Raw genomic sequence first — 22,028 nt, forward strand, 5'->3', positions numbered from 1 at the left:
CATGGCGCACACCCCTTTCACCCAACGCGGCTTCACCCTCATCGAGGTGCTGGTGGCGTTGCTGATTTTGTCGGTGCTGGCCGCGACAGCCTCGAAAGGCATCGACGCCATCAGCACGGCCCGCCAGGTCGCCGATGGCAGCCTGAAGCAGACGCTGCGTGTGCAGTCGGTGATGACGCAACTCGATGCCGATTTGTCGCAGGTGATCGACACCCAGATTGTCATGGGCATGCAGTTCGACGGCGCCAACCTGCGCCTGACGCGCCGCACCTCGGCCGGCGTGCAGGTGGTGGTGTGGACGGTGCGTGAACGCCGCCTGCTGCGCTGGGCCAGCCCCGAAACCTCCCGCGTGGGCGATTTGCAGGCCTACTGGCGCAACTCCAACCAGTTGCAGGGCCGCGAGGTGGGCACCCTGGTGGCGCTCAATGGCGTGGACCAGTGGCAGGTGTTCTGCTTCCGCAATGGCAGCTTGAGCAATTGCCAGTCCACGGGCAATGTGGTGCGGGTGCCCACGGCGTCAGCGGCGTCGGGCGCTGGGGGCTCGGGCGGCAGCACGACTGGCGGCACCACCAGCGGTACAACCGGCGCCACCTCCGGAGAGGGCGCCGTGGCCGCGCTGGCCAACCGCGAGCAGCTGCCGCAGGCCGTGCGTTCCCAGCTGACGCTGGGCGAGGGCAGCGGCATGGCCGGCATCGTCACGCGCGACATGATGTTGTCGCCTCAGCCATGAAGCAACAAGCACCCTTGCACCCCCAGCGCGGCGCCGCCCTGCTCATGGCCATGGTCATCGTGACCCTGGTGGCCACGATCGCCTCGTCGATGGTCTGGCAGCAGTGGCGCGCGGTGCAGGTCGAAGGCGCCGAGCGCGTGCGGGCCCAGGCCACCTGGGTGCTGAGCGGTGCGCTGGACTGGGCGCGGCTCATCCTGCGCGAAGACGCCCGCAATGGCGGCCCCGATCACCTCGGCGAGCCCTGGGCCATCCCGCTGGCCGAGGCCCGCCTGTCCACCTTCCTCGCGTCTGACAGCAACAACACCGCCGCCGAGGACGCGCCCGATGCTTTCTTGTCGGGCAAGGTCGATGACGTCACCTCGCGCTACAACTTGCGCAACGTGGTCTCGGCCGATGGCGACGTCGTGCCGGAGGAGCTGACGGTGCTCAAGCGCCTGTGCGAGAACGCCGGTCTGCCGCCCGCTTTGGGCGATGGCCTGGCGCAGTCGCTGCGGCGTGCCGTGCTGGCCGCCGTGTCGGTGCAGTCCGACAACGCCATTTTCCTGGAAAAGCTGGGCGGCGATTCGGCCCGCCAGACCGCGCCGCTGATGCCGCAGACCTTCGACCAGGTGACCTGGCTGGGCATCGACGCCGCCACCCTGGAGCGCCTGCGCCCCTACCTGACCCTGCTGCCCGAGGGCACGCAGGTCAACGTCAACACGGCGCCGAAAGAGGTGATTGCCGCGGTGGTGCCCAACCTGGACCTGGCCCGCGCTGCCCGCGTGGTGCAAACCCGCCAGCGCGCCGCCTTCAAAACGACCGACGATGCGCGCGCCACGCTGGGGGCGGGCAATTGGGACATGGGCCGCCTGAACGTCAAGAGCGATTGGTTCGAGGTGCGCGGCCGCCTGCGCCTGGAAGACAACATCATCGAGCAGCGTCACCTGGTGCAGCGCACGGGCGACGATGTGACCGTGCGCAACCAGTCGCGCTTCTCCGGGGTCGAGCGTGGCGCAGATCAGCCCCCCAACCCATGAGATCCGTGTGGCGCCATGTGCCAAGACGGTATCAATCCTTAAAAGACCGCTATTTCAGCGCTCCTACAATGCCCAAGCGCCTAAGCTTGTGGCACGAGCCATTTGTGCGGCTTTGCGCCTTCTTTGTGTTTTTGTTCCGCCACCCGATCCAATGACCTCACCGGCATGAGCCTCCTCATCATCCAACTGCCGACGCGCGCCCGCCCCCAGGCCGAGGCACCGGCGCCCGATGCCGCTGCCGCCAGCCCGGGGCCGAAGGAGTACAGCTACGTCCTGAGCGCAGACGGCGTGAGCGTGAGCCGCCAGGGGCGCTGCGTGGCCGCGATGCTGCCGCGCGCCGACAGCGTGGTGGCCGTGATGCCCGCCACCGACCTCAGCTGGCACCAGGTGAGCGTGCCCAAGGCGCCCGTGGCCCGCTTGCGCGCGGCCTTGGCCGGCATGCTGGAAGAAGTGTTGCTGGACGACCCCGAAGAGCTCCACCTGGCCCTGGCGCCCCAGGCCAAGGCCGGCGACAAGGCCTGGGTGGCGGTGTGCGACCACACCTGGTTGACCAGCCAGCTCATGGCGCTGGAAAAAGCCAAGCTGCGCCTGGACCGCGTGGTGCCCGCCGTGGCGCCCGACGAGCCCGCTTCGGCCTATTTCCACGAGGCCCAAGACAGCGCCTCCAGCGAAACCGACGCCAGTGGCGAGATGCTGTTGACCTGGTCCTCGGCCGATGGCGTGTCCACCTGGCCGGCCACCGGCAGCCTGGCGCGCAGCCTGCTGCCCGAGCCGCTGCCCGTGCAGACCCGTTTCTTCGCCACCCCGCCCGTGGCCTCGCCGGCCGAGCGCTGGCTGGGCCGTGCCGTGACGGTGCAGACCCAGGCCGAGCACCTGCTGATGGCGTCGCGCTCGCTGTGGAACCTGCTGCAGTTCGAGCTGACGCCGCGCAGCAAAGGCGTGAACGCGCTGTCTGATCAGTGGCGCCGTGTCATGAGCCCGCAGTGGCGCCCGGTCCGTGTCGGCCTGATGGCGCTGGTGGGGGTGCAGCTGCTGGGGCTCAACCTCTGGGCCTGGCAGCAAAAGCAGCAGCTGCAAGGCAAGCGCACCGAGCTCGTGCGCATCCTCAAGCAAGCCCACCCGCAGGTGCAGGTGGTGCTGGACGCGCCCGTGCAGATGCAGCGCGAAACCGAATCCCTGCGGGCTGCCGCGGGCGCCACGGGCGACAACGACCTCGAGGCCCTGATGGGACTGGTGGCCATGGCCTGGCCGCCTGAGCGCCCGACGACGTTCCTGCAGTACGACGGCACTGCCCTGACCTTGATGCCCCCGGCTGGCTGGGGCCCGGACGACCTCACCCAGTTCCGTGCGCGCATGGGCGCCTCGGGCGTGCAGGTCGAGCCCCTGACCGATGGCCGCCTGCAGGTGCGCCGGGCCCCGCGGGGCTGAGGCCGCGCCACGAAAGTCACCATGAGCGAACAAGTCTCCAAGCTCCAATCCCTGCGCGCCGATGGCCTGGCCCGCTGGGCCGCCATGGCCCCGCGCGAGCGCCGCCTGGCCACCGCCGCGGCCTGGCTGGCCGGCTTGACCTTGCTGGTGCTGGTCGGCGTGCGGCCGGCCTGGCGCACCCTGTCGCAAGCGCCGCTGCAGTTGCGCGAGGTCGATGCCCAGCTCGACCAGATGCGCCGCCTGGCCGACGAGTCCACCGCCCTGCGTCAGCGTCCGCCCGTGCCACCGGCCCAGGCCGAAGCCGCCCTCAAGGCCGCCACCGACCGCCTGGGCGCTGGCGCCCGCCTGGCCGTGCAGCCCGACCGCGCCAACCTGACCCTGACCAACGTGCCGGGCGAGGCCGTGGCCACCTGGCTGGAAGAAGCCCGTGTGGGCGCGCGCGCCCGCCCGTTGGAGGCCAACCTGCAGCAGGTCAAGCCGGGCGTGTATTCCGGCACCGTGGTCGTTGCCCTGGCTTCTGCCATGAACAACCGTTGAGGCGCTCCCTGAGCTGATCCCCCCACATGGCAGGCATCCCCCTCTTCAACCGACGCCCAGGCTGGATGCGTGGCGCCACCGCGCTCACCACGCGCTGGCTGGAGTCCACGCTTGAGGTGGCGCGTTGGGAAAACATGCGCCGCGCCGGCCGCCGCTGGGGCTGGTGGGGCGCGGGTGCGGGTGCTGCGCTGGGCCTCATCGTGTTCGCGCCGGCCGCCTGGCTGGCACAGGGCGTGTCGGCCTTGAGCGACGGCAAGCTGCTGCTGGCCGACGCGTCGGGCACCATCTGGCAGGGCGATGCCGTGGCGGTGCTCACCGGCGGGCGCGGCAGCCGCGATGCCCGCGCGCTGCCGGGCCGATTGAATTGGGGCATGCGCGTGGCGGGGGGCGGTTTGCGCCTGTCGCTGCAGCAGGACTGCTGCCTGCCCGTGCCGCTTGTGCTGCAGGTCAACCCACGCTGGTCTGGCATGCAGGTGCAGGTGGGCAGGCAGGCCGATGCGGCATCCTCTGTGCAACCCGCAGGCGCCACCCACGAGCTGGGCCACTGGCCCGCTGCCTGGCTGGGCGGCCTGGGCACGCCTTGGAACACCTTGCAGCTCAGCGGCGTGCTGCGCCTGGCCGCCCAAGACCTCCGTTTCGAATGGGTGCAGGGCCGCCTGCGCCTGTCGGGGCGGGCCGAGATTTCCCTGGACAACGCCGCCTCGCGCCTCACCACCCTGGAGCGCCTGGGCAGCTACCGCCTGAACGTGGACAGCGATGCCGACGGCCAGGTGCAACTGCGTCTGGGCACCCTGGACGGTGCCCTGCAGCTGTCGGGCACCGGCGGGCTGACCCCCACCGGCATGCGCTTTCGCGGCGAAGCCCGCGCCAGCGACACGGACCCGGGCGCGTTGGACAATTTGTTGAACATCATCGGGCGTCGCGAAGGCGACCGTTCCGTCATTTCGATCGGATAAGGCATGAAGACCCATCCCTTGACCTTCTCCCGTGCCACCGCGCTGGCCACCGCCCTGGCGCTGACCTTCGGGCCCACCGGCCTGATGCCCGGCTTCATGGCTTCGGCCGCGCTGGCTGCGCCCGTGAAGAAGGGTGGCGCCACCGTCACGCTGAACTTCGTCAACGCCGAGATCGAGGGTGTGGCCCGCGCCATGGCCGTGATCGTGGACAAGCAGATCATCGTGGACCCCCGCGTCAAGGGCGCCATCACGCTCTACAGCGACCAGCCCCTGACCCCGCGCGAGGCCTACCTGAACTTCCTGGCGGCCCTGCGTGGCCAGGGCTTCAGCCTCGTCGAGGTGGGTGGCATGCTCAAGATCCTGCCCGAGGCCGAGGCCAAGCTGCAGACGGGCACGGTCGAGGTGGGCTCGGTCAAGCGCTCGGGCGACCAGGTGCTCACCCAGATCTTCCGCCTGCAGTTCGAGAGCGCGGCCAACATGGTGACGGTGCTGCGTCCGCTGATCAGCCCCAACAACACCATCAACGCCAACGCGGGCACGAACACGCTGGTCATCACCGACTACGCCGACAACCTCAAGCGCCTGGGCGAGATGATCGCGGCGCTCGACGTGCCCTCGGCCACCGACATGGAGGCCATCCCGCTGCAGTACGCCATCGCTGCCGACCTCGCGCCCATGGTGCAGAAGCTGGCCGATGGCGGCGGCACGGCGCCCGGCGCGGCCGCGGGTGCGGCGGCGGGCCAAGCCACGCTGGTGATGGCCGAAGTTCGCACCAACACGCTGATGGTGCGTGCGCCCAACGCGGCCCGCATGTCCCTGGTGCGCGCCCTGATCCAGCGCCTCGACCGGCCCGGCGCCGCTGGCCTGGGTGGCAGCGGCATCCACGTCGTTTACCTCAAGAACGCCGATGCCGTGAAGCTGGCGCAGGTGTTGCGCGCGGCCTTCCCTGGCGCGGGCGGCTCCAGCAGCAGCGGCGGCGGTGCCAGCAGCACCCCCGGTGGCGGCAGCACGACCACGGCGCCTTCCGGCATCAACCTCAGCAGTGGCGGCGGTGCTGCGTCCAGCGGGGCGTCAACGCAGTCCACCTCGCCGGTGGCGGCCTCGGCCCAGCCCTCCACGGGCGGCTTCATCCAGGCCGACCCGAGCACCAACTCGCTCATCATCACGGCCACCGATGCGCTGTACCGCCAGCTGCGCGCCGTGATCGACCAGCTTGATGGCCGTCGCGCCCAGATCTACATCGAGGCCATGGTCGTGACGGTCAATGAGCAGAAGCTGGCCGAGGCGGGCTTCCAGTGGGCGGGTGGCGCCGGCAGCGAGAACCAGGTCGTGGCAGGCACCAACTTTCAGCAAGGTGGTCTCCCCAGTCTGTTCAGCCTGGTGGGTGCGTCCCAGCAGACGGCAGCGGCGGTCAAGGGCCTGAACGTGGCCTTTGGCCGCAAGCTCTCCGATGGCAGCTACAGCCTCGGCGCCCTGGCCAGCTTCCTGGAGACGAACGGCGATGGCAACGTGCTGTCCAAGCCGAACCTGATTGCCCTTGACAACGAGGAAGCCAAGATCGTCGTCGGCCAGAACGTGCCCTTCGTGACCGGCTCTTTCACGAATGCCAACACGGGCAGCGGGGGCAGTGTCAACCCGTTCACCACCGTGGAGCGCAAGGATGTCGGTCTGACGCTGCGTGTGCGCCCGCAGGTGGGCGAGGGCGGCACGGTGCGCATGACCGTGTTCCAGGAGAAATCGGATGTCGATGCTTCCAGCCGGGGCAACAGCCAGGGCCTGACCACGAACAAGAGCTCCATCGAGACCACCGTGGTCATCGACGACGGTGCCACGCTGGTGCTCGGCGGCTTGCTTCAAGATGACTTCAGCAATAACAGCAGCCAGGTGCCCTTGCTGGGCGACATCCCGGTGCTGGGCAACCTGTTCAAGAACCGATCACGCTCGCGCAACAAGACGAACCTGATGGTGTTCCTGCGCCCCGTGGTCATCCGCAACCAGGACGACGCCAACGCCCTGACTTCGGACCGCTACGACTACATGCGCCAGCGCCAGATCAACAGCCAGCCCGAGCCCAGCGCGGCGCTCAACAAGATCGATGCCGCGCCGGTGCTGGACCCGCTCAAGCTCAGCAACCAGCTGACCATGCCGTCGGTGAAGCAGCCGCTGGACGACCCCAACGCGTCCGCCCCGACGGTGCTGATGCCAGGCACTTCGGGCTACGCGCCCAAGCTGGCGCCGCAAGCCGCCCCCAAGGCCCCCTGACCCGACCCGCGAGGCTCCACATGGGCGCACGTCACCCCCTTCCCTACACCTTCGCGATGGCCAATGGCCTGCTGCTGGAGGTCCTCACCGAGCAGGATGGCGACCGCGCCACGCTGTGGGCCACGCCAGGCGTGTCGCCCTCGGCTCTGTCCGAGGTGATGCGCAAGTTCACGGTGCATGCCATCGAGCAGGAGCCGGCCGAGACCCTCTCGCAGCGCATCGCCACGGCCTATGCCGCGGGTGAGGGCAGCGCCGCCGCGGTGGTGGGTGAGGTCGAAAGCGCGGTGGACCTGTCCCGCATGCTGCAGGACCTGCCGGCGGTGGAAGACCTGCTGGAGTCCAGCAACGACGCGCCCATCATCCGCATGCTCAACGCGCTGCTGACGCAGGCCGCGAAAGACGGTGCCTCCGACATCCACATCGAGCCCTACGAGCGCTCCTCGGCCGTGCGCTTCCGCGTGGACGGCACGCTGCGCGAGGTGGTGCAGCCCAACAAGGCCCTGCACGCCGCCTTGATCTCGCGCCTGAAGATCATGGCCGAGCTCGACATCTCCGAGAAGCGCATGCCGCAGGACGGCCGCATCTCGTTGCGCATCGGTGGCCGCGCGGTGGACGTGCGGGTGTCAACCTTGCCCTCGGCCCATGGCGAGCGCGCGGTGCTGCGGATCCTGGACAAGGGCGACGCCAACAAGTTCACCCTCGAATCGCTGGGCATGAGCGGTGACTCGCTCAGCCGTTTCAAGCGCCTGCTGCGCCAGCCCCACGGCATCGTGCTGGTCACCGGGCCCACGGGTTCGGGCAAGACGACCACGCTGTACGCGGGCCTGAGCACGGTGGACGCGGCCACGACCAATGTGCTGACCGTGGAAGATCCGGTCGAGTACGAGCTGCACGGCATCGGCCAGACCCAGGTCAACGCCAAGATCGAGCTGACCTTCGCCAAGGCCCTGCGCGCCATCCTGCGCCAGGACCCGGACGTCATCATGATCGGTGAAATCCGCGACTTCGAAACCGCGCAGATCGCGGTGCAAGCCTCGCTCACGGGCCACTTGGTCCTGGCCACGCTGCACACCAACGACGCGCCCAGCGCCGTCACCCGCCTGACCGACATGGGCATCGAGCCTTTCCTGCTGTCCAGCTCGCTGCTGGGGGTGCTCGGCCAGCGCCTGGTGCGCAAACTCTGCGTGCATTGCAAGCGCCAGGACGGCGGCGGCAAGTGGCACCCGGTGGGGTGCACCGAGTGCGGCATGAGCGGCTACAAGGGCCGCACCGGCGTGTACGAGCTCATGGTGGCCGACGACGAGATCCGTGGCCTCATCCACGCGCAGGCGGCCGAGGCCAAGCTCTTCGAGATCGCCCAGCTCAATGGCATGAAGACCATGCGCGAAGACGGTGACCGCCTGGTGGGCGAGGGCGTGACCTCGCTGGAAGAGGTCTTGCGCGTGACCCGAGAATGACCCCCGAATAAAGGCCAGACCGCGCCATGCCCGCTTTCCGCTTCGAAGCCCTGGACGCCTCCGGCAAGACCATCAACGGTCTGGTCGAGGCCGACAACCCCAAGGCCGCGCGCGCGCAACTGCGCACCCAGCACATGGTGCCGCTCAACGTCAGCCTGGTGCAGGTGGCCGAGGCCGAGGGCAGCAGCCCGAAACTGTTCGCGCGCCGGGTGTTCAACTCGTCGGCGCTGTCGGTGTGGACGCGCCAGCTCTCGGGCCTGGTCGTGGCCGGTCTGCCGCTGGAGCGCGCCTTGACCGCCCTGGCCGATGAGGCCGAGGACCCGCGCCAGCGCGAGCTGGTGGCCCACCTGCGCGCCGAGGTCAACGCCGGCTCGCCCTTCGCGCGCGCGCTCACGGGCTTCCCGCGCGAGTTCGACGATGTCTATCGCGGCGTGGTTGCCGCCGGCGAGCAAAGCGGCCAGCTCGGTGGCGTGCTCGACAAGCTGGCCAACGACCTGGAAGAGCAGCAGCAGCTGAAGTCCAAGCTCATCGGTGCCACGCTGTACCCGGCCATCGTCTCGCTGTTCGCCATCGTCATCGTCATCGCGCTGCTGGTGTTCGTGGTGCCGCAGGTGGCGCAGGTGTTCTCCAGCAGCAAGCGCGCCTTGCCCTTCCTCACGCAGTTCATGCTGGGCCTGAGCGCGTTCATGCGTGGCTGGGGCTGGTTGCTGGGCCTGGTCATCTTCGGTGGCCTGGGCGTGCTCATCGTGGCCCGCCGCGAGGAGGCCTTCCGCAAACGCTTCGATGCCTTCTGGCTGGAGCTGCCCATCATCGGGCGGCTTTCGCGGGGCTACAACGCCGCGCGCTTTGCCGGCACGCTGGCCATGCTGGCCGGCTCGGGCGTGCCCATCCTCAAGGCCCTGCAGGCGGCGGCCGAGACGCTCTCCAACCGCGCCATGCGGGCCGACGCCATGGAGGCCCTGGTGCAGGTGCGCGAAGGCGCGCCGCTGGCCTCGGCCCTGGCGGCCAAGAAGCGCTTCCCCGGCTTGCTGTCCATGTTCGCCCGCCTGGGTGAGCAGACCGGCCAGTTGCCGCTGATGCTGCAGCGTGCCGCGACGCAGCTGTCGGGCGAGGTGCAGCGCCGCGCCCTGGCCATCGCCACCATCCTGGAGCCTTTGCTCATCGTGGTCATGGGCCTGGTGGTGATGCTCATCGTGATGTCGGTGATGATGCCCATCATGCAGATGAACACCTGGGTCAAATAGACCGTCCAGATGGGTGAGCCGTGCGGGGCTGGCGCGTTCTGTCATTCAGCGACATGCGCATGGCGTAGGATGGCCGCATGAAACTGCTGTTGATTGACGACCATCCTTTGTTCAGGGATGGCCTCAGCCTGCTGATCCAGCACCGACTGAGCCTGCCCGACCATGCCGCGCTGTCGCTGCTGGAAGCGGGTGACCTGAGCGAGGCCGCTGCCGTGGTGCAGGCACATCCCGATGTGAAGCTGGCCCTGCTCGACCTCAACCTCGGTGACCGACAGGGCCTCGACACGCTGCAGCAGTGGCGCACCATCGCGCCCGACGTGCCGGTGGTCGTGCTGTCCGCCGACGACCGCCCGGCCACCATCGTGTCGGCCATCGACCACGGTGCCGCTGGCTTCATCCCCAAGACGGCCCAGGCCACGACCATGCAGGACGCCTTGCGCCGTGTGCTCGCAGGCGAGGTCTATCTGCCCGAGCTGACGGGGGTCGAAGACGGTGCGGGTGAGGACGCCCTGTTGCCAGCCTTGTCCGACGACGCGCCCCCGGAGTCCTTGCTGGGCCTGTCGGACCGTCAGCTTGACGTGCTGCGCCTGCTCATCGAGGGCAAGCCCAACAAGGAAATCTGCCGCATGCTGGTGCTGTCGGAGTCCACCGTCAAGACGCACCTGTCGGCCATTTTCCGCAAGCTGCGCGTCAACAGCCGCACCCAGGCGGTGGTGGCTGTGGCGCGTGCCGGTGTGGCGCTGGGACCGCTGTCGCGCAGGCCTTGACGCGTCAGGCGGCGCACGGCGCTTGTGTTCGGGTCAGCCCGCATTCGCGGGGGAGCGCCGCGCCGATCGGCCGAACGGACGAAGCGCTCAGGGGTGCGTTCTTGCTACGCTAGCACCATCAGACGCTGTCATCTCGATCTGCCGCGCGGGCCATGGTATCCACGATCATGGCCCGCATTTTTTCGCTCCTGAACGGCTTGTGCAGCACGGGCAGGCCGCTGCGGGCCAGCTCGGCCAGTTGCTCGGGCGAGGTGTCACCGGTGAGGATGAGCGCGGGCAGCCCTGGCTGTGCCGACCGCAGGTGGGCGATCACTTCGCGGCCGGTGCCATCGCCCAGGCGGTGGTCGGACACCACGAGGTCCCAGCAGCCCGCAGGCAGGGCACTGACGCTGGCCAGGCTGTCGCCAGCGTGCACCTCGGCCACGCCCCAGCTTTGCAGCAGGCTCACGAGGGTGTCGCGCAGGCCGCGGTCGTCTTCGATGACCAGCACCCGCCTGGCGGGGATGGCGGGCAGCGCCGTCGATGCGCCGGTGGGGCCTGCCTGCAGGGTGCTGTCCGATGCGGCGATGCCGTTGCCGTTGCCGGTGCGATGGCCGACGCCGTGTGCCAGCGTCGCGGCCGGCATCGTCACGCTGAACACCGAGCCCCGCCCGACCACGGAGCGCACGCCGACCGCGTGGTCGAGCAGGGTGGCGGCGCGTTGCACGATGGCCAGGCCCAGGCCCAGGCCTTGTGAACGCTCGCGCGCGGGGTTGGACAGCTGCACGAAGGCTTCGAAGATGCGCTGCTGGTCGGCGGGCTCGATGCCCGGTCCGCTGTCCCAGACCTGCAGCACCCAGGCGTTGCCGCGCCGGCGCATGCCCACCAGCACGCCGCCCTGGGTGGTGTGGCGGATGGCGTTGCCCACCAGGTTGCGCAGGACCTGCTCCAGCAGCACCGGGTCGGTCCACACGGTGGCGTCGGTGGGGCGGATGCGCAGTCGCAGGCCCTTGTGCCGCGCCGATTCCATCTCGTGGTTGGTCACGGCCTCCAGCAGTGGCTGCAGCTTCACCCGGCGGCGCTGCACGTCCACCGTGCCCGAGTCCAGCCGGGAGAGGTCCAGCAAGCCCTTGAGCAGGCTTTCCATCGAGTTCACGGCGCGCGTGAGTCGGTCCGTCAGGCTGCGCAAGGCAGGGTCGGTCACGCGGGACTGCAGCAGGTCGGTGATCAGGCCGATGGCCGCCACCGGTTGGCGCAGGTCGTGGCTGGCCGATGCCAGGAAGTGGCTTTTGGCAGCGTTGGCCGCGGCCAGCTCGCGGGTGCGTTCGGCGACCTTGGCTTCGAGGTGTTGGTTGGCCTGTTCGATCTCGTCGAAGGCGGTGGCGATGCGCTTGATCACGAGCATGGCGAACTGAGGCATCATCATCGGGATCGCCCAGGGCAACCAGTAGCTGAAGGTCACATTGCCCACGATGCGCCCCAGGGCAAAATCATGGATGCTGGCCAGCAGTGCAAGCAACCAGCCCACGCCCATGCCGAACAGCAGGTTGCCTGGCACCAGGGTGTGGCTGCGCTTGAGCATCAGCATGGATGGGGGCAGCAGCAGCAGCAATGTGCCTTGCAGGATGTTGCGGGTGTGGGTGAGACCGGGGTCCCAGGGCATGGCCGCCAGTGCGATCAGCGGAAACCCCGGCAAGACGACGCACAGCACCCGGTGCAGGGCAGGCCAGTGCGTGCGTGACAGCGCCAGGATGAACCAGCTCTGCAGGCACGTGGCAAGCACGTGGGCCGTGAAGTAGAGCCACGAATCCACATTGGCCGACAGCTGCAGGTCGCCCTCGACGAAGTAGCGGCAGTTGCGCAAGGCGCCCACGGTCATGAGCAGCCCGAACAGCCCGGCCGTGGCCTCTTGCCGGCGCATCCACCACAGGGTGACCACGAACAGCGAGAAGGTGATGCAGACGATGTTGAGGACGACGAGCAGGTCCCGAGTCACCACCCTGTAGATCCAGTAGGCGCCTTGCAGGTCGGCCTTGCGGCCCAGTGTCACGGGTGTCAGGCCGCACTGTGCTGCGCAATGCATTTCCACCACCAGGGTGTTCTGGCCAGGACGCACAGCCCCGCCAGGCACGTCAATGAGGTGGGGCGCACCGAGTGTCAGCCAGCCGCGGCGGGGCAGGGTGCTGTGCACCAGTTGCCCATTGAGCCAGACGCGGTGTGCGGGGCTGAGGCGGTCGATGCGCAGGGCCCAAGGCTGTTGGGCTGCATCTTGCGCAGCAGGTGCTGACGCCGCCAGCGAGAGTTCATAGCGTCCCACGCCCTTGTTCATCAAACCGTCGGGTTGCCAGCTGTGTGGCAGTTGAACGTCGATGGCCTGGGCCAGCCGGCTTTCGCCGCTGAGGTCGTCCTGCAGGGCCACCAGGCGGATGCTGGGCCACTGCACGCCCGGGGCGTTCTGAGGTTCGGGCTGCAAGGTCACCATCACCCAGAAGCTCAGCAACAGCAGTGGGGCGACCAGCCAGTTGCTGCCCAGGCGGCGGCCCAGCTGCATGAGCTGGCGAACGCGGCCGCTGTCAGGCGGTGGCTGCGTGACAGCGGATTCGTCGATGGCGGGTGGTGAGGAGCGCGGGGTCATCGTGACGTGGTGCGAGGGCGCCGGGACATGAAGCAAAGAGATGGCGCAAAGCCGACATTGTGCGCATCCTGTGCGCCGCTCCCCGGGGCGACCACCTTTGCGTGCGCGGCATGCGGTGATATGACTGCCACTGTGCCCCTTGTTCGGGGGCTCACGCCGCGCAGGCTTTGCTGCAATCATGAGACGCAGTGGCCTGGCATGGAGGTCTGAGATGAGTGCTTGTACCGATCTGGTCCCGGTGAGCCGGGAAGGCTGGGGTGGGGGCGAGGCGCGCGGTGCGCGGCATGGCGGTCGCATCCCGATCGCGCACATGCGCCACGTCTATCGCGTCGATGAGGTCGAGCGGCGCCTGGGCAAGCTGCCCACGCGCGAGCACGAGTCCTTGCGCGCCACCTACGAGCGCATGCTGGAGAAGGGCCCCGACCGCTTCCAGGTCAAGCCCTCCGGCCTGCCTGCCATGGCCCACCTCTACGACGAGCTGCCCAACTTCCACGAGGTGCTCGACGACCTCAAGCGCCAACTCGCGCTGTGCAGCGACAGCCACGACGCGCTGGAGCTCACGCCCATGCTGCTGCTCGGTCCGCCCGGCGTGGGCAAGACGCACTTCGCCCGCGAGGTGGCGCAGCTCTTGGGCACGGGCATGGGCTTCATCTCCATGAGCTCGATGACGGCGGGTTGGGTGCTCTCGGGCGCCAGCTCCCAATGGAAGGGCGCGCGTGCCGGCAAGGTCTTCGAGACCCTGGTGGACGGCCAGTACGCCAACCCCGTCATGGTGGTCGATGAGATCGACAAGGGCGGCGGCGAGCACGCCTACGACCCGTTGGGTTCGCTCTACAGCCTGCTGGAGCACGACACCGCGGGCAGCTTCACCGACGAGTTTGCCGAGGTGCCCATTGACGCCAGCCAGGTCATCTGGGTGGCCACGGCCAACGATGTGCGCGGCATCCCCGACCCCATCCTCAACCGCATGAACGTGTTCGACATCGACATGCCGGACGAGGCTGCGGCGCGGCAGATCGCCGCCAAGCTCTACCGCAGCATCCGCGCCGACCACGACTGGGGCCAGCGCTTCGACCCCGAGCTGTCTGACGCCGTGCTGGGCGCCTTGGGCCGCATGGCACCGCGCGAGATGCGCCGCGCGCTGATGACGGCGTTCGGCAACGCCAAGCTCGATGGCCGCTACGCGCTGCAAGCGCGCGACTTGCCCGATGCCGGCGCGAAGAAGTCCAGCATCGGCTTCGTCCAGTGAAGTGCAGTGACGTGCAGTGAAGTGCCGTGAGGGCTTGACCGGCGCTGCGGGCACCGAAGCGCGGCGGCATGGGCCATACTCGGCCCATGCCTGCCAGCCTTGACGGCCGCCTGGTGGTGGCCATTTCCTCTCGCGCGCTTTTCGACTTCGAAGAGGAGAACCGCCTCTTCGAAGGCTCGGACGACCGCGCCTACATGGACCTGCAGCTCGACCGCATCGAGGTGCCCGCCAAGCCCGGCGTGGCCTTCTCGCTGGTGCGCAAGCTGCTGGCCTTCAACCCGCCCGATGCGCCGGACCAAGCGCGCGTGGAGGTCGTCATCCTCTCGCGCAACGACCCGGCCTCGGGCCTGCGCGTGTTCCGCTCGGTCTCGCACCACGGTCTGGTGATCGAGCGTGGCGTGTTCACGCGGGGGCGCAGTCCCTGGCGCTACCTCAAGCCCTTGCAGGCCCACCTCTTCCTGTCGGCCAACGAGGCCGATGTGCGCCAGGCCCTGGTCGCGGGCGTGCCGGCGGCGCGCGTGCTGCCGCATGCGGCCCGCGCCGGTGACGCCCACCCCGACGAGGTCCGCATCGCCTTCGACGGCGACGCCGTGCTGTTCTCCGACGAGGCCGAACGCATCTACCAACAAGGTGGGCTCGACGCCTTCCAGGACCACGAGACCGCGCGGGCCCGCAAGCCCTTGCCCGACGGGCCTTTCCGGCCGCTGCTGCAGGCCTTGCACGACCTGCGGCGTTCCAGCGAAACACCGGGCGGCCCGGCCATGCGCATCCGCACGGCGCTGGTCACGGCCCGCGGCGCACCGGCGCACGAGCGTGCCATCCGCACCCTGATGGACTGGGGCATCGAGGTTGACGAGGCCTTGTTCCTGGGCGGCCTGCCCAAGGGCGAATTCCTGCGCGAGTTCGAGCCCGACTTCTTCTTCGACGACCAGACCGGCCACGTGGACAACGCCGCGCCCCATGTGCCGGCGGGCCACGTGGCGGCGGGCATCCGCAACGGCTGAGTGGGCCGTGGGTGAGGCGCCTCAGGCGTCCTTGCGCATCTTGGCGGCGAACAGCTCGCGGATGCTGACCTCGCGCGGGCCGGGCTCGACCTCGAAGGCATCGCCTGCCGCGATGGTGCCTGGCGAGCGCACCGACAGGTAGTAGCCGCAGTAGCCCGACTGCGCCATCATCTTGATCGCGTGTTGGAAGCCCAGGCGGGCCTCCAGCTTGTAGCAGGGCCGGCGCGGCTCGCTGATGGCCAGCACGCAGTCGGGGAAGCGCAGCACGTCGCCGATGTGGGCGTCGGCTTCGAGCAGGCCCGTGAGCGTGAGGTTCTCGCCCAGCATGCCGTGCGGCATCGCGTCGTGCCAGCCTTGCAGGCCGGCCTGGGCGCGCACGGTCTGCCAGAAAGCGTAGTGCGCGTGGGGGTAGGCGTACACGGCTTTGCTCAGACCGCCGTGCACGCTGAGGTCGGCCTGCTCGTCGCCGGCCAGGCCCAAGAGGCGCACGGCGATGCGCTCGGCCACGCCCCCAGGCTGCGCCAGCGTGCTGACCGGCTGCTTGCCGATGCCCGAGAGGATGCGCCGCCCCTGGATTTCCATGGCCGCGGCCTGGGCCACATTGACCGAAAGGACGCGGCGGGCGGCGGTGTCGCGGGCAGGCGCAGCAGGGGCGGTGGACATGGTCGTGGACGGAAGGGGTGACGAGGCCACGATGCTAGCGCCAGGGCGACACCGCCGTGGCCATGGCCTTGAAGCCCACGATGCAGGGCTGGCCCGGCGCCCAGCCCATCTGCTGGATGGCCTTGCGCGTCAGCAGCGCCCACAGCGTGGCGCCGGGCTTGACGTGGAGGTTGGCCGCATCCAGCTCGCGCGCCAGCTCCACCCCCACCGCGCCATAGGTGCCGTGCTCGCCGGCCAGCATGACTTGGGTGATGCGGCCGCGCAGGTGGTTGCTGGCGCTGGTGTCGCTGGGGTTCTCTCGGTGCAGCGTGATGTCGCGGGCCCGCACCTTCAGGCGCACCTTGCTGCCCACGCCGTGCAGCATCGCCGGCACCGTCACGCACTGCCCGCCGACATCGACCTCGCTGAGCAGCCACTCGATGTCGTGCCGCGTGACCTCGCCCTCCAGCACGCTGCCGGCATGCACGCCTTCGAGGAAGGTGGACAGGGACACGTCCGACAAAATCTGCGCCACCGGCCCCGCACTGGCCATGCGCCCCTCGTGCAGGATGACGACGTCGTCGGCCATGCGGATGACCTCGTCCATGCGTGGCGTCACCAACACCACCGGCAGCTTGAAGCGCGACGGCACCTCGGCCAGCAACGCCAGCAGGGGCTCGCGCTCGTGCTCAGGCACGCCGCCCAGGACATCGTCCAGCAGCAAGGCGTGTGGGTGTGCGGCCAGGGCGCGCGCCAGGGCCACGCGCACGCGCTGCGCCGGCCCGAGCGCATCGGTCTTCAGCTGCAGCACGGACTGCAACCCCGCCCAACGTGCCACCGCGCCGACGTCCGCACCGCCGGTGGCCGACCACCAACGCCCCAGCGCCCGCCGCCCGTAGAGCAGGTTGTCGCGCACATCGAGGTGGGGGAAGACGTGGGCTTGCGCGTCCAGCCAGCTCAGGCGGCGCACATGCGGCGGCAGGTTGATGCGGGCGCTGGTGTCGTAGAGCACGTCGGGCCCGAGCGCCACGCGACCGCTCAACGCCGGGGCCAGGCCGGCCGCGGCCTTCAGCAAAGCGCTTTTGCCAGACCCCTGTCGTCCGACGATGGCGCACACGCGGCCCGGCAGGGCGCGGAACTGCGCGCGCACGTCCAGGCCGGGCTGACGCAGGTGCAGTTCGACGCTCAGGGCGCGCGGCAGGGTGGGCTGGGGCATGGCGTGTGAAGGGCAGATTCAAGGCTGGCTGGGCGCAGGGTTCGGCATGTGCAATCGGGTGCGCCACCTGCGGCGCCAGCGGGTGCGGGCCAGCTCGCTGAGGCCCACGGCCAGCAGCGCCACGGCCCAGGCCACGGCGGCCAGGTTCCACGCCGACATCTGGGCTGCGCCGGCCTCGTCGGGGCGCGCCAGGCTGTGTGCGAGCTCCGCCGCGAGGGCCTGCACCACGTCCAGGGGCGCCGCTGTGCCGCCCAGGCCCTGGGCCTGCAGCAGCCCGGCCAGCAGGAGGGTGGCCACAGCCTCGCCCCAGGCGACGGCCAGACCCAGTGCGGCGGCCGAAGCCACAGCGGGCGCGGCCATGGGCAGGGTCAAGGTCCACCAAGCCCGCCACCGCGACGCGCCCAGCGAGCGGGCCACGGCCAGCAGCATCGGGTCGGTGGCTTCGAAGGCGGGGCGCAGCAGCCGCACCATCCAGGGCAGGGTCATCGCCAGGACGGCCAGCACCACGCCGACCGGGAAGAAGCTCAGGCGCCAGCCCAGGACTTCGTGCAGCCAGTCGCCCAGCGCGCCGCCATGGCCCAGGCCCAGCAGCAAGCCCACGCCGATGAATGCCGGGGGCAGCCCCATGGGCAGAAGGATGAGCGTGTCCAGCACGACCTTGCCTCGCCACTGGGTGCGTGCCATGACGGTGGCCAGCGCCACGGCCAGCGGCGTCGCCAGCAGCACCGTCACCACGGCGAGCTGCAGGCTCAGCCACAAGGCCTGTGTTTCCAGGTCCGACATCGGGGCGTCAGCCTCGGGGGGCTTGCCAGGCCGGCGCGGAGGCGCGCACGGCCTGTTGCCCCAAGGGCCCTTGCAGCCATTGGGACAGCATGCGCGCGCCCGGATGCCGGGTGCGGAACGGGCGGGCCACTTCACAGGCCAGGCCCATGCCGGTGGCGCCGGCCGTGCCGCCTTGCAGCCAGATGCGCGTGTTCGCCATCTGGCGCCCGCGCTGGGTCTGCTCCGTCTGCCACTCGGCCCGGGTGCTCAGCCGGTAGGGCACCTCGCCCGCAGGTCGGGCCTTGGCGCCACTGGCTGGGGGCGGGGCCTGCACGCCCAGGCCGGCCAGCCACGCGGCCAAGGCGGAGTCGGGCGCGGGTGCCTGCCAGGACGCGGCACCCGCGGCGTGAGCGGCCAGCACCTGGCGCAGTGCGCCTGCCGGCGCGGTCTCGCTGCGGATGCCGGCGTCGTCCTGGGTGGGGCCCAGCAGCAGCACATCGGTGCGCGCCAGCACGTGCCTGTCGTGGATGAGCCCCTCTTGCGACAGCCGCTCGGCCTGCGGGTGGCTCAGGAAGAGGCCCATGTCGATGTCACCCTGCGCCAGCGCGCGCAGCAGGGCGCCCGAGGGCAGGGGTGTCCAGCGGGCCACCCAGCCCAGGTCGCGGCGCATGGCCTGGCCCCAGCGGGCGGTCAGGCCCGAGGCCACCAGGGCCGGGTCCACGCCCACCTCCGGGCTGTCGGCCCGAGGCGCCACCCGTGGGTTCGCCCAGGCGGCATCGCCCATCAGGGTCGCGCCACCCAGGGGCATGCCCGCCAGCACCCAGGCCGAAGCGCACAGGCGCAAGGCGTGGCGGCGACCGCCGAGGTCGGCCGGTGGGCTCAACGTCAGGGGGCGGGCATGGCGCGGGGGCAAGGGCATGGGCGGGTGCGTCGGAGGCTGGAAATGAGGCTGGAAATGGGGTCGGTCATGGAGGATCACAGTGTGCCGCCGAGGCCTGCGCGAGCCCCCTGTGGCTGACCCGCAGTTGTATCAGGATCTGAAAAGCACGGGCGTTCGTGACGCTGTGCTCACTCTGTCGCACCCTCTCCCTGGGTTGCCCCGCGGACGAGGGGGCAGGCGAACTTGGGCCGGCTGGATTAAACTACGAAGTTCCCGCCGAAGCTGCCGACGGGGTGTCGAGAGCGTTGTGTGGCGCTGGATTTCCAAGCCGGAGGCCTGGTCCGGGCCCGAGCCACAGCGTTGTCGAGACCCTGTTTTTTCATTTTCTGGAGCCCTCACATGTCAACGACCGCTGCCCAGGTGAACGCACCTGCTTACGTCAAGAACACCCGACTGATTGCCTGGGTGGCCGAAATGGCCGCGCTGCTGCAGCCCAAGGACATCCACTGGTGCGATGGCAGCACCGAAGAGTACGACCGCCTGTGCGGCCAGCTCGTCGAGGCCGGCTCCTTCAAGAAGCTCAACCCCGAGCTGCGCCCCAACTCCTACCTGGCCTGGACCCACCCGTCCGACGTGGCCCGCGTGGAAGACCGCACCTACATCTGCTCTGACCGCAAGGAAGACGCCGGCCCCACCAACAACTGGTGTGACCCGGCCGAGATGCGCGCCAAGCTGCAAACCGGTGAGCAAGCCCTGTTCAAGGGCGCCATGAAGGGCCGCACGATGTACGTCGTGCCCTTCTCGATGGGCCCTCTGGGCTCCAACATCGCCCACATCGGCATCGAACTGTCTGACTCGGCCTACGTGGCCGTGAACATGAAGCTCATGACCCGCATGGGCAAGGGCGTCATCGATGTCCTGGGCACCGACGGCGAGTTCGTGCCTTGCGTGCACACCGTGGGCGCCCCCCTGGAAGCCGGTCAGAAGGATTCGGCCTGGCCTTGCAACCCCGACACCAAGTACATCGTCCACTACCCCACCACGCGTGAGATCTGGTCGTATGGCTCGGGCTACGGCGGCAACGCGCTGCTGGGCAAGAAGTGCTTCGCCCTGCGCATCGCCTCCACCATGGGCCGCGACCAAGGCTGGCTGGCCGAGCACATGCTGCTGCTGGGCGTGACCAACCCCGAAGGCCGCAAGTACCACGTGGCAGCCGCTTTCCCCAGCGCCTGCGGCAAGACCAACTTCTCCATGCTGATCCCGCCCGAGGGCTACAAGGGCTGGAAGGTCACCACCATCGGTGACGACATCGCCTGGATCAAGCCCGCCGCCGACGGCAAGCTCTACGCCATCAACCCCGAAGCGGGTTACTTCGGCGTGGCCCCCGGCACCAACACGCTGACCAACTTCAACTGCATGGAGTCGCTCAACCGCGACGTCATCTTCACCAACGTGGCCCTGACCGATGACGGCGACGTGTGGTGGGAGTCCATGACCGACGAAGCCCCGGCTCACCTGATCGACTGGCAGGGCAAGGACTGGACCCCGGCCATCGCCAAGGAAACCGGCGCCAAGGCCGCGCACCCGAACGCCCGCTTCACGGTGGCCGCCACCAACAACCCGGTGCTGGACCCCGAGTGGGACAACCCCGCTGGCGTGGCCATCGACGCCTTCATCTTCGGTGGCCGTCGCTCGACCACCGTGCCGCTGGTGACCGAAGCCCGCGACTGGACCGAAGGCGTGTACATGGCCGCGACCATGGGCTCCGAGACCACCGCTGCCGCTTTCGGCCAGCAAGGCGTGGTGCGCCGCGACCCCTTCGCCATGCTGCCCTTCATGGGCTACAACATGAGCGACTACTTCCAGCACTGGCTGGACCTGGGCGCCAAGCTGCAAGCCTCTGGCGCCAAGCTGCCCCAGATTTACTGCGTGAACTGGTTCCGCAAGGGCGCCGACGGCAAGTTCGTGTGGCCTGGCTACAGCGAAAACATGCGCGTGCTGGAGTGGATGCTGGGCCGCCTGGAAGGCAAGGCCGGCGGTGTGGAAAATGCCTTCGGCGTGAGCCCCACCTACGAAGACATCAACTGGCAGGGCCTGAACTTCACCAAGGACCAGTTCCAGTCCGTCATTGGCATCGACGCTGCCGCCTGGACGCAAGAACTCCAGCTGCACGACGAGCTGTTCACCCAGCTGGCCCACAAGCTGCCTGCGGCCATGCCCGCCACCAAGGCCAAGCTGGCACAGCGTCTCGCCGCCTGATCGGCTGACATGCGCGTGCTCGGCTGACGTGTCCTTCGGCACGTCCACCCGGCCCGCAGCAGCACCACCCCGCACGCCCCTGCACGCCCTTGGCATGCGGCAAGGCCTGCGGGGTTTGTTTTGCCCGGCTTTTCCGCAGATGCTGCGGCGCAACACCGCGTCAGGATGTCCCTTCCTGTGTCGCGGTGCACAAACGGATCAAGCCGCACAAAGTGTGATGTCATTCACAATGGCGTTTCACATGGCGAACGGACCCGGTTTTGATGACAAATCCCCCTGTGCAGGGGGTATGAGGCGTCAGCATCGGCATCAACAATCGTTGTGTAGATGTGGTTGGTCCCTCTGAATCACCGCGTCACCTGTTGATTCAGTGCCGCCTGCGTGCGGCTTCTAGGGAGCAAAATGAACTTCGTCAAACACACCCTCGCCGCTGTCGCCCTGCTGTGCGCTGGCGCCGCCCAGGCGGGCAGCGTGGTCATGCCCGGTGGCAACCTGGGTGACCTGAACATCTTCCCCGCGCAGTTCGGTGATTCGGCCACCCAGGACGGTTTCACGCCTTTCGCCGCGACCTTCCACTTCAGCCTGAGCGTGCTCAGCGACGTGTACGGTTCGGCTGCAGCGCTGGACGCGTTTTTCGGCCAGACCCTGTCGCCCATCATGCTGATCGGCGCTGCCATCGACGGCATCGACCTGCTGGCGCAGCCCTCCGGGGCTCCCGCCAGCGGCTTGACCTTCAGCCTGGGCAACCTGGCCGCCGGTGACCACACCCTGACCATCGCTGGTGTGGCCATGCCTGGCGCCACCGCCTTCACAGGCAGTGTTTACGCCCAGGCGGTCACGCAAGTGCCCGAGCCGGCCTCTCTGGCCTTTGCCCTGGCCGGTGTGGCCGTGGTCGGTGGCCTGCGTGCACGCCGCAACACGGACGAAGCCACGGCCTGATCCGCCGGTGTCCGCGGCGCTGGCCGCCGCAGACGGCGCAAAGGGCTCCTTCGGGAGCCCTTTTTC

The 22,028-nt window shown here is 69.2% G+C and carries 18 protein-coding genes; 13 read left to right on the plus strand and 5 right to left on the minus strand.

Annotated elements, in window-relative coordinates:
• The first annotated feature begins 1 nt into the window (after position 1).
• The 9 genes from EV672_RS14240 (at position 2) to EV672_RS14280 (ending at position 10,397) form a co-directional block, all read left to right on the plus strand.
• Positions 2-730 carry a PulJ/GspJ family protein gene (locus EV672_RS14240; protein WP_133610353.1) on the plus strand — a complete coding sequence of 243 codons (729 nt, stop codon included), beginning with the start codon at positions 2-4 and terminating at the stop codon, positions 728-730.
• Positions 727-1,746 (plus strand): type II secretion system minor pseudopilin GspK, encoded by a 1,020-nt coding sequence (gene gspK, locus EV672_RS14245; protein ID WP_133610355.1) that lies wholly within the window; start codon positions 727-729, stop codon positions 1,744-1,746. The genes EV672_RS14240 and gspK overlap by 4 nt, the downstream gene beginning before the upstream one ends.
• 165 nt (positions 1,747-1,911) lie before the next feature.
• Entirely contained in the window at positions 1,912-3,174 is a 1,263-nt protein-coding gene (gene gspL, locus EV672_RS14250) for a type II secretion system protein GspL (RefSeq protein ID WP_133610357.1), read from the plus strand.
• Positions 3,175-3,195: 21 nt separating this feature from the next.
• The gene (locus EV672_RS14255; protein ID WP_133610359.1) at positions 3,196-3,711 is read left to right on the plus strand and encodes a type II secretion system protein M; all 516 of its coding nucleotides are present in this window, start codon (positions 3,196-3,198) and stop codon (positions 3,709-3,711) included.
• 26 nt (positions 3,712-3,737) lie between these two features.
• Positions 3,738-4,667, plus strand: a complete 930-nt coding sequence (gene gspN, locus EV672_RS14260; protein WP_243738702.1) for a type II secretion system protein N — start codon at positions 3,738-3,740, stop codon at positions 4,665-4,667.
• A 3-nt stretch (positions 4,668-4,670) separates the two neighbouring features.
• Positions 4,671-6,929, plus strand: a complete 2,259-nt coding sequence (gene gspD / locus EV672_RS14265; RefSeq protein WP_133610361.1) for a type II secretion system secretin GspD — start codon at positions 4,671-4,673, stop codon at positions 6,927-6,929.
• Between the two features lie 20 nt (positions 6,930-6,949).
• On the plus strand, positions 6,950-8,386 hold the full coding sequence (gene gspE, locus EV672_RS14270) for a type II secretion system ATPase GspE (protein ID WP_133610363.1): 1,437 nt from the start codon (positions 6,950-6,952) through the stop codon (positions 8,384-8,386).
• A 26-nt stretch (positions 8,387-8,412) separates the two neighbouring features.
• Positions 8,413-9,630 (plus strand): type II secretion system inner membrane protein GspF, encoded by a 1,218-nt coding sequence (gene gspF / locus EV672_RS14275; protein WP_133610365.1) that lies wholly within the window; start codon positions 8,413-8,415, stop codon positions 9,628-9,630.
• Positions 9,631-9,707: 77 nt separating this feature from the next.
• Positions 9,708-10,397 carry a LuxR C-terminal-related transcriptional regulator gene (locus EV672_RS14280; RefSeq protein ID WP_133610367.1) on the plus strand — a complete coding sequence of 230 codons (690 nt, stop codon included), beginning with the start codon at positions 9,708-9,710 and terminating at the stop codon, positions 10,395-10,397.
• A 118-nt stretch (positions 10,398-10,515) separates the two neighbouring features.
• Here EV672_RS14280 and EV672_RS14285 read toward each other — a convergent pair whose 3' ends face one another.
• Entirely contained in the window at positions 10,516-13,011 is a 2,496-nt protein-coding gene (locus EV672_RS14285; RefSeq protein ID WP_166643584.1) for an ATP-binding response regulator, read from the minus strand.
• A 211-nt stretch (positions 13,012-13,222) separates the two neighbouring features.
• Here EV672_RS14285 and EV672_RS14290 point away from each other — a divergent pair, with 211 nt between their 5' ends.
• Entirely contained in the window at positions 13,223-14,260 is a 1,038-nt protein-coding gene (locus EV672_RS14290) for an AAA family ATPase (RefSeq protein WP_133610371.1), read from the plus strand.
• 86 nt (positions 14,261-14,346) lie between these two features.
• The gene (locus EV672_RS14295) at positions 14,347-15,264 is read left to right on the plus strand and encodes a 5'-nucleotidase (protein WP_133610373.1); all 918 of its coding nucleotides are present in this window, start codon (positions 14,347-14,349) and stop codon (positions 15,262-15,264) included.
• A 21-nt stretch (positions 15,265-15,285) separates the two neighbouring features.
• On the opposite strand, the gene EV672_RS14300 is transcribed toward EV672_RS14295, so the two are convergent.
• The 4 genes from EV672_RS14300 to EV672_RS14315 are packed head-to-tail and all read right to left on the minus strand — an operon-like array spanning position 15,286 to position 18,803.
• Positions 15,286-15,927 (minus strand): MOSC domain-containing protein, encoded by a 642-nt coding sequence (locus EV672_RS14300; protein ID WP_133610375.1) that lies wholly within the window; start codon positions 15,925-15,927, stop codon positions 15,286-15,288.
• A gap of 34 nt (positions 15,928-15,961) precedes the next feature.
• Positions 15,962-17,122: an ATP-binding cassette domain-containing protein gene (locus EV672_RS14305; protein WP_133610377.1), complete on the minus strand. Its 1,161-nt coding sequence runs from the start codon at positions 17,120-17,122 to the stop codon at positions 15,962-15,964.
• An 18-nt stretch (positions 17,123-17,140) separates the two neighbouring features.
• A complete protein-coding gene (locus EV672_RS14310; RefSeq protein ID WP_133610379.1) occupies positions 17,141-17,905 on the minus strand; it encodes a molybdate ABC transporter permease subunit in 765 nt (254 codons plus the stop codon).
• Between the two features lie 7 nt (positions 17,906-17,912).
• Positions 17,913-18,803 (minus strand): hypothetical protein, encoded by an 891-nt coding sequence (locus tag EV672_RS14315; protein WP_133610381.1) that lies wholly within the window; start codon positions 18,801-18,803, stop codon positions 17,913-17,915.
• A gap of 360 nt (positions 18,804-19,163) precedes the next feature.
• Between EV672_RS14315 and EV672_RS14320 the strand changes: the two genes are divergently transcribed.
• Positions 19,164-21,023 carry a phosphoenolpyruvate carboxykinase (GTP) gene (locus EV672_RS14320; RefSeq protein WP_133610383.1) on the plus strand — a complete coding sequence of 620 codons (1,860 nt, stop codon included), beginning with the start codon at positions 19,164-19,166 and terminating at the stop codon, positions 21,021-21,023.
• Positions 21,024-21,425: 402 nt separating this feature from the next.
• Entirely contained in the window at positions 21,426-21,962 is a 537-nt protein-coding gene (locus EV672_RS14325) for an FxDxF family PEP-CTERM protein (protein ID WP_133610385.1), read from the plus strand.
• Positions 21,963-22,028: the final 66 nt, after the last annotated feature.

Origin of the sequence: Aquabacterium commune (assembly GCF_004362855.1) — a bacterium.
Lineage (GTDB): Bacteria > Pseudomonadota > Gammaproteobacteria > Burkholderiales > Burkholderiaceae_C > Aquabacterium > Aquabacterium commune.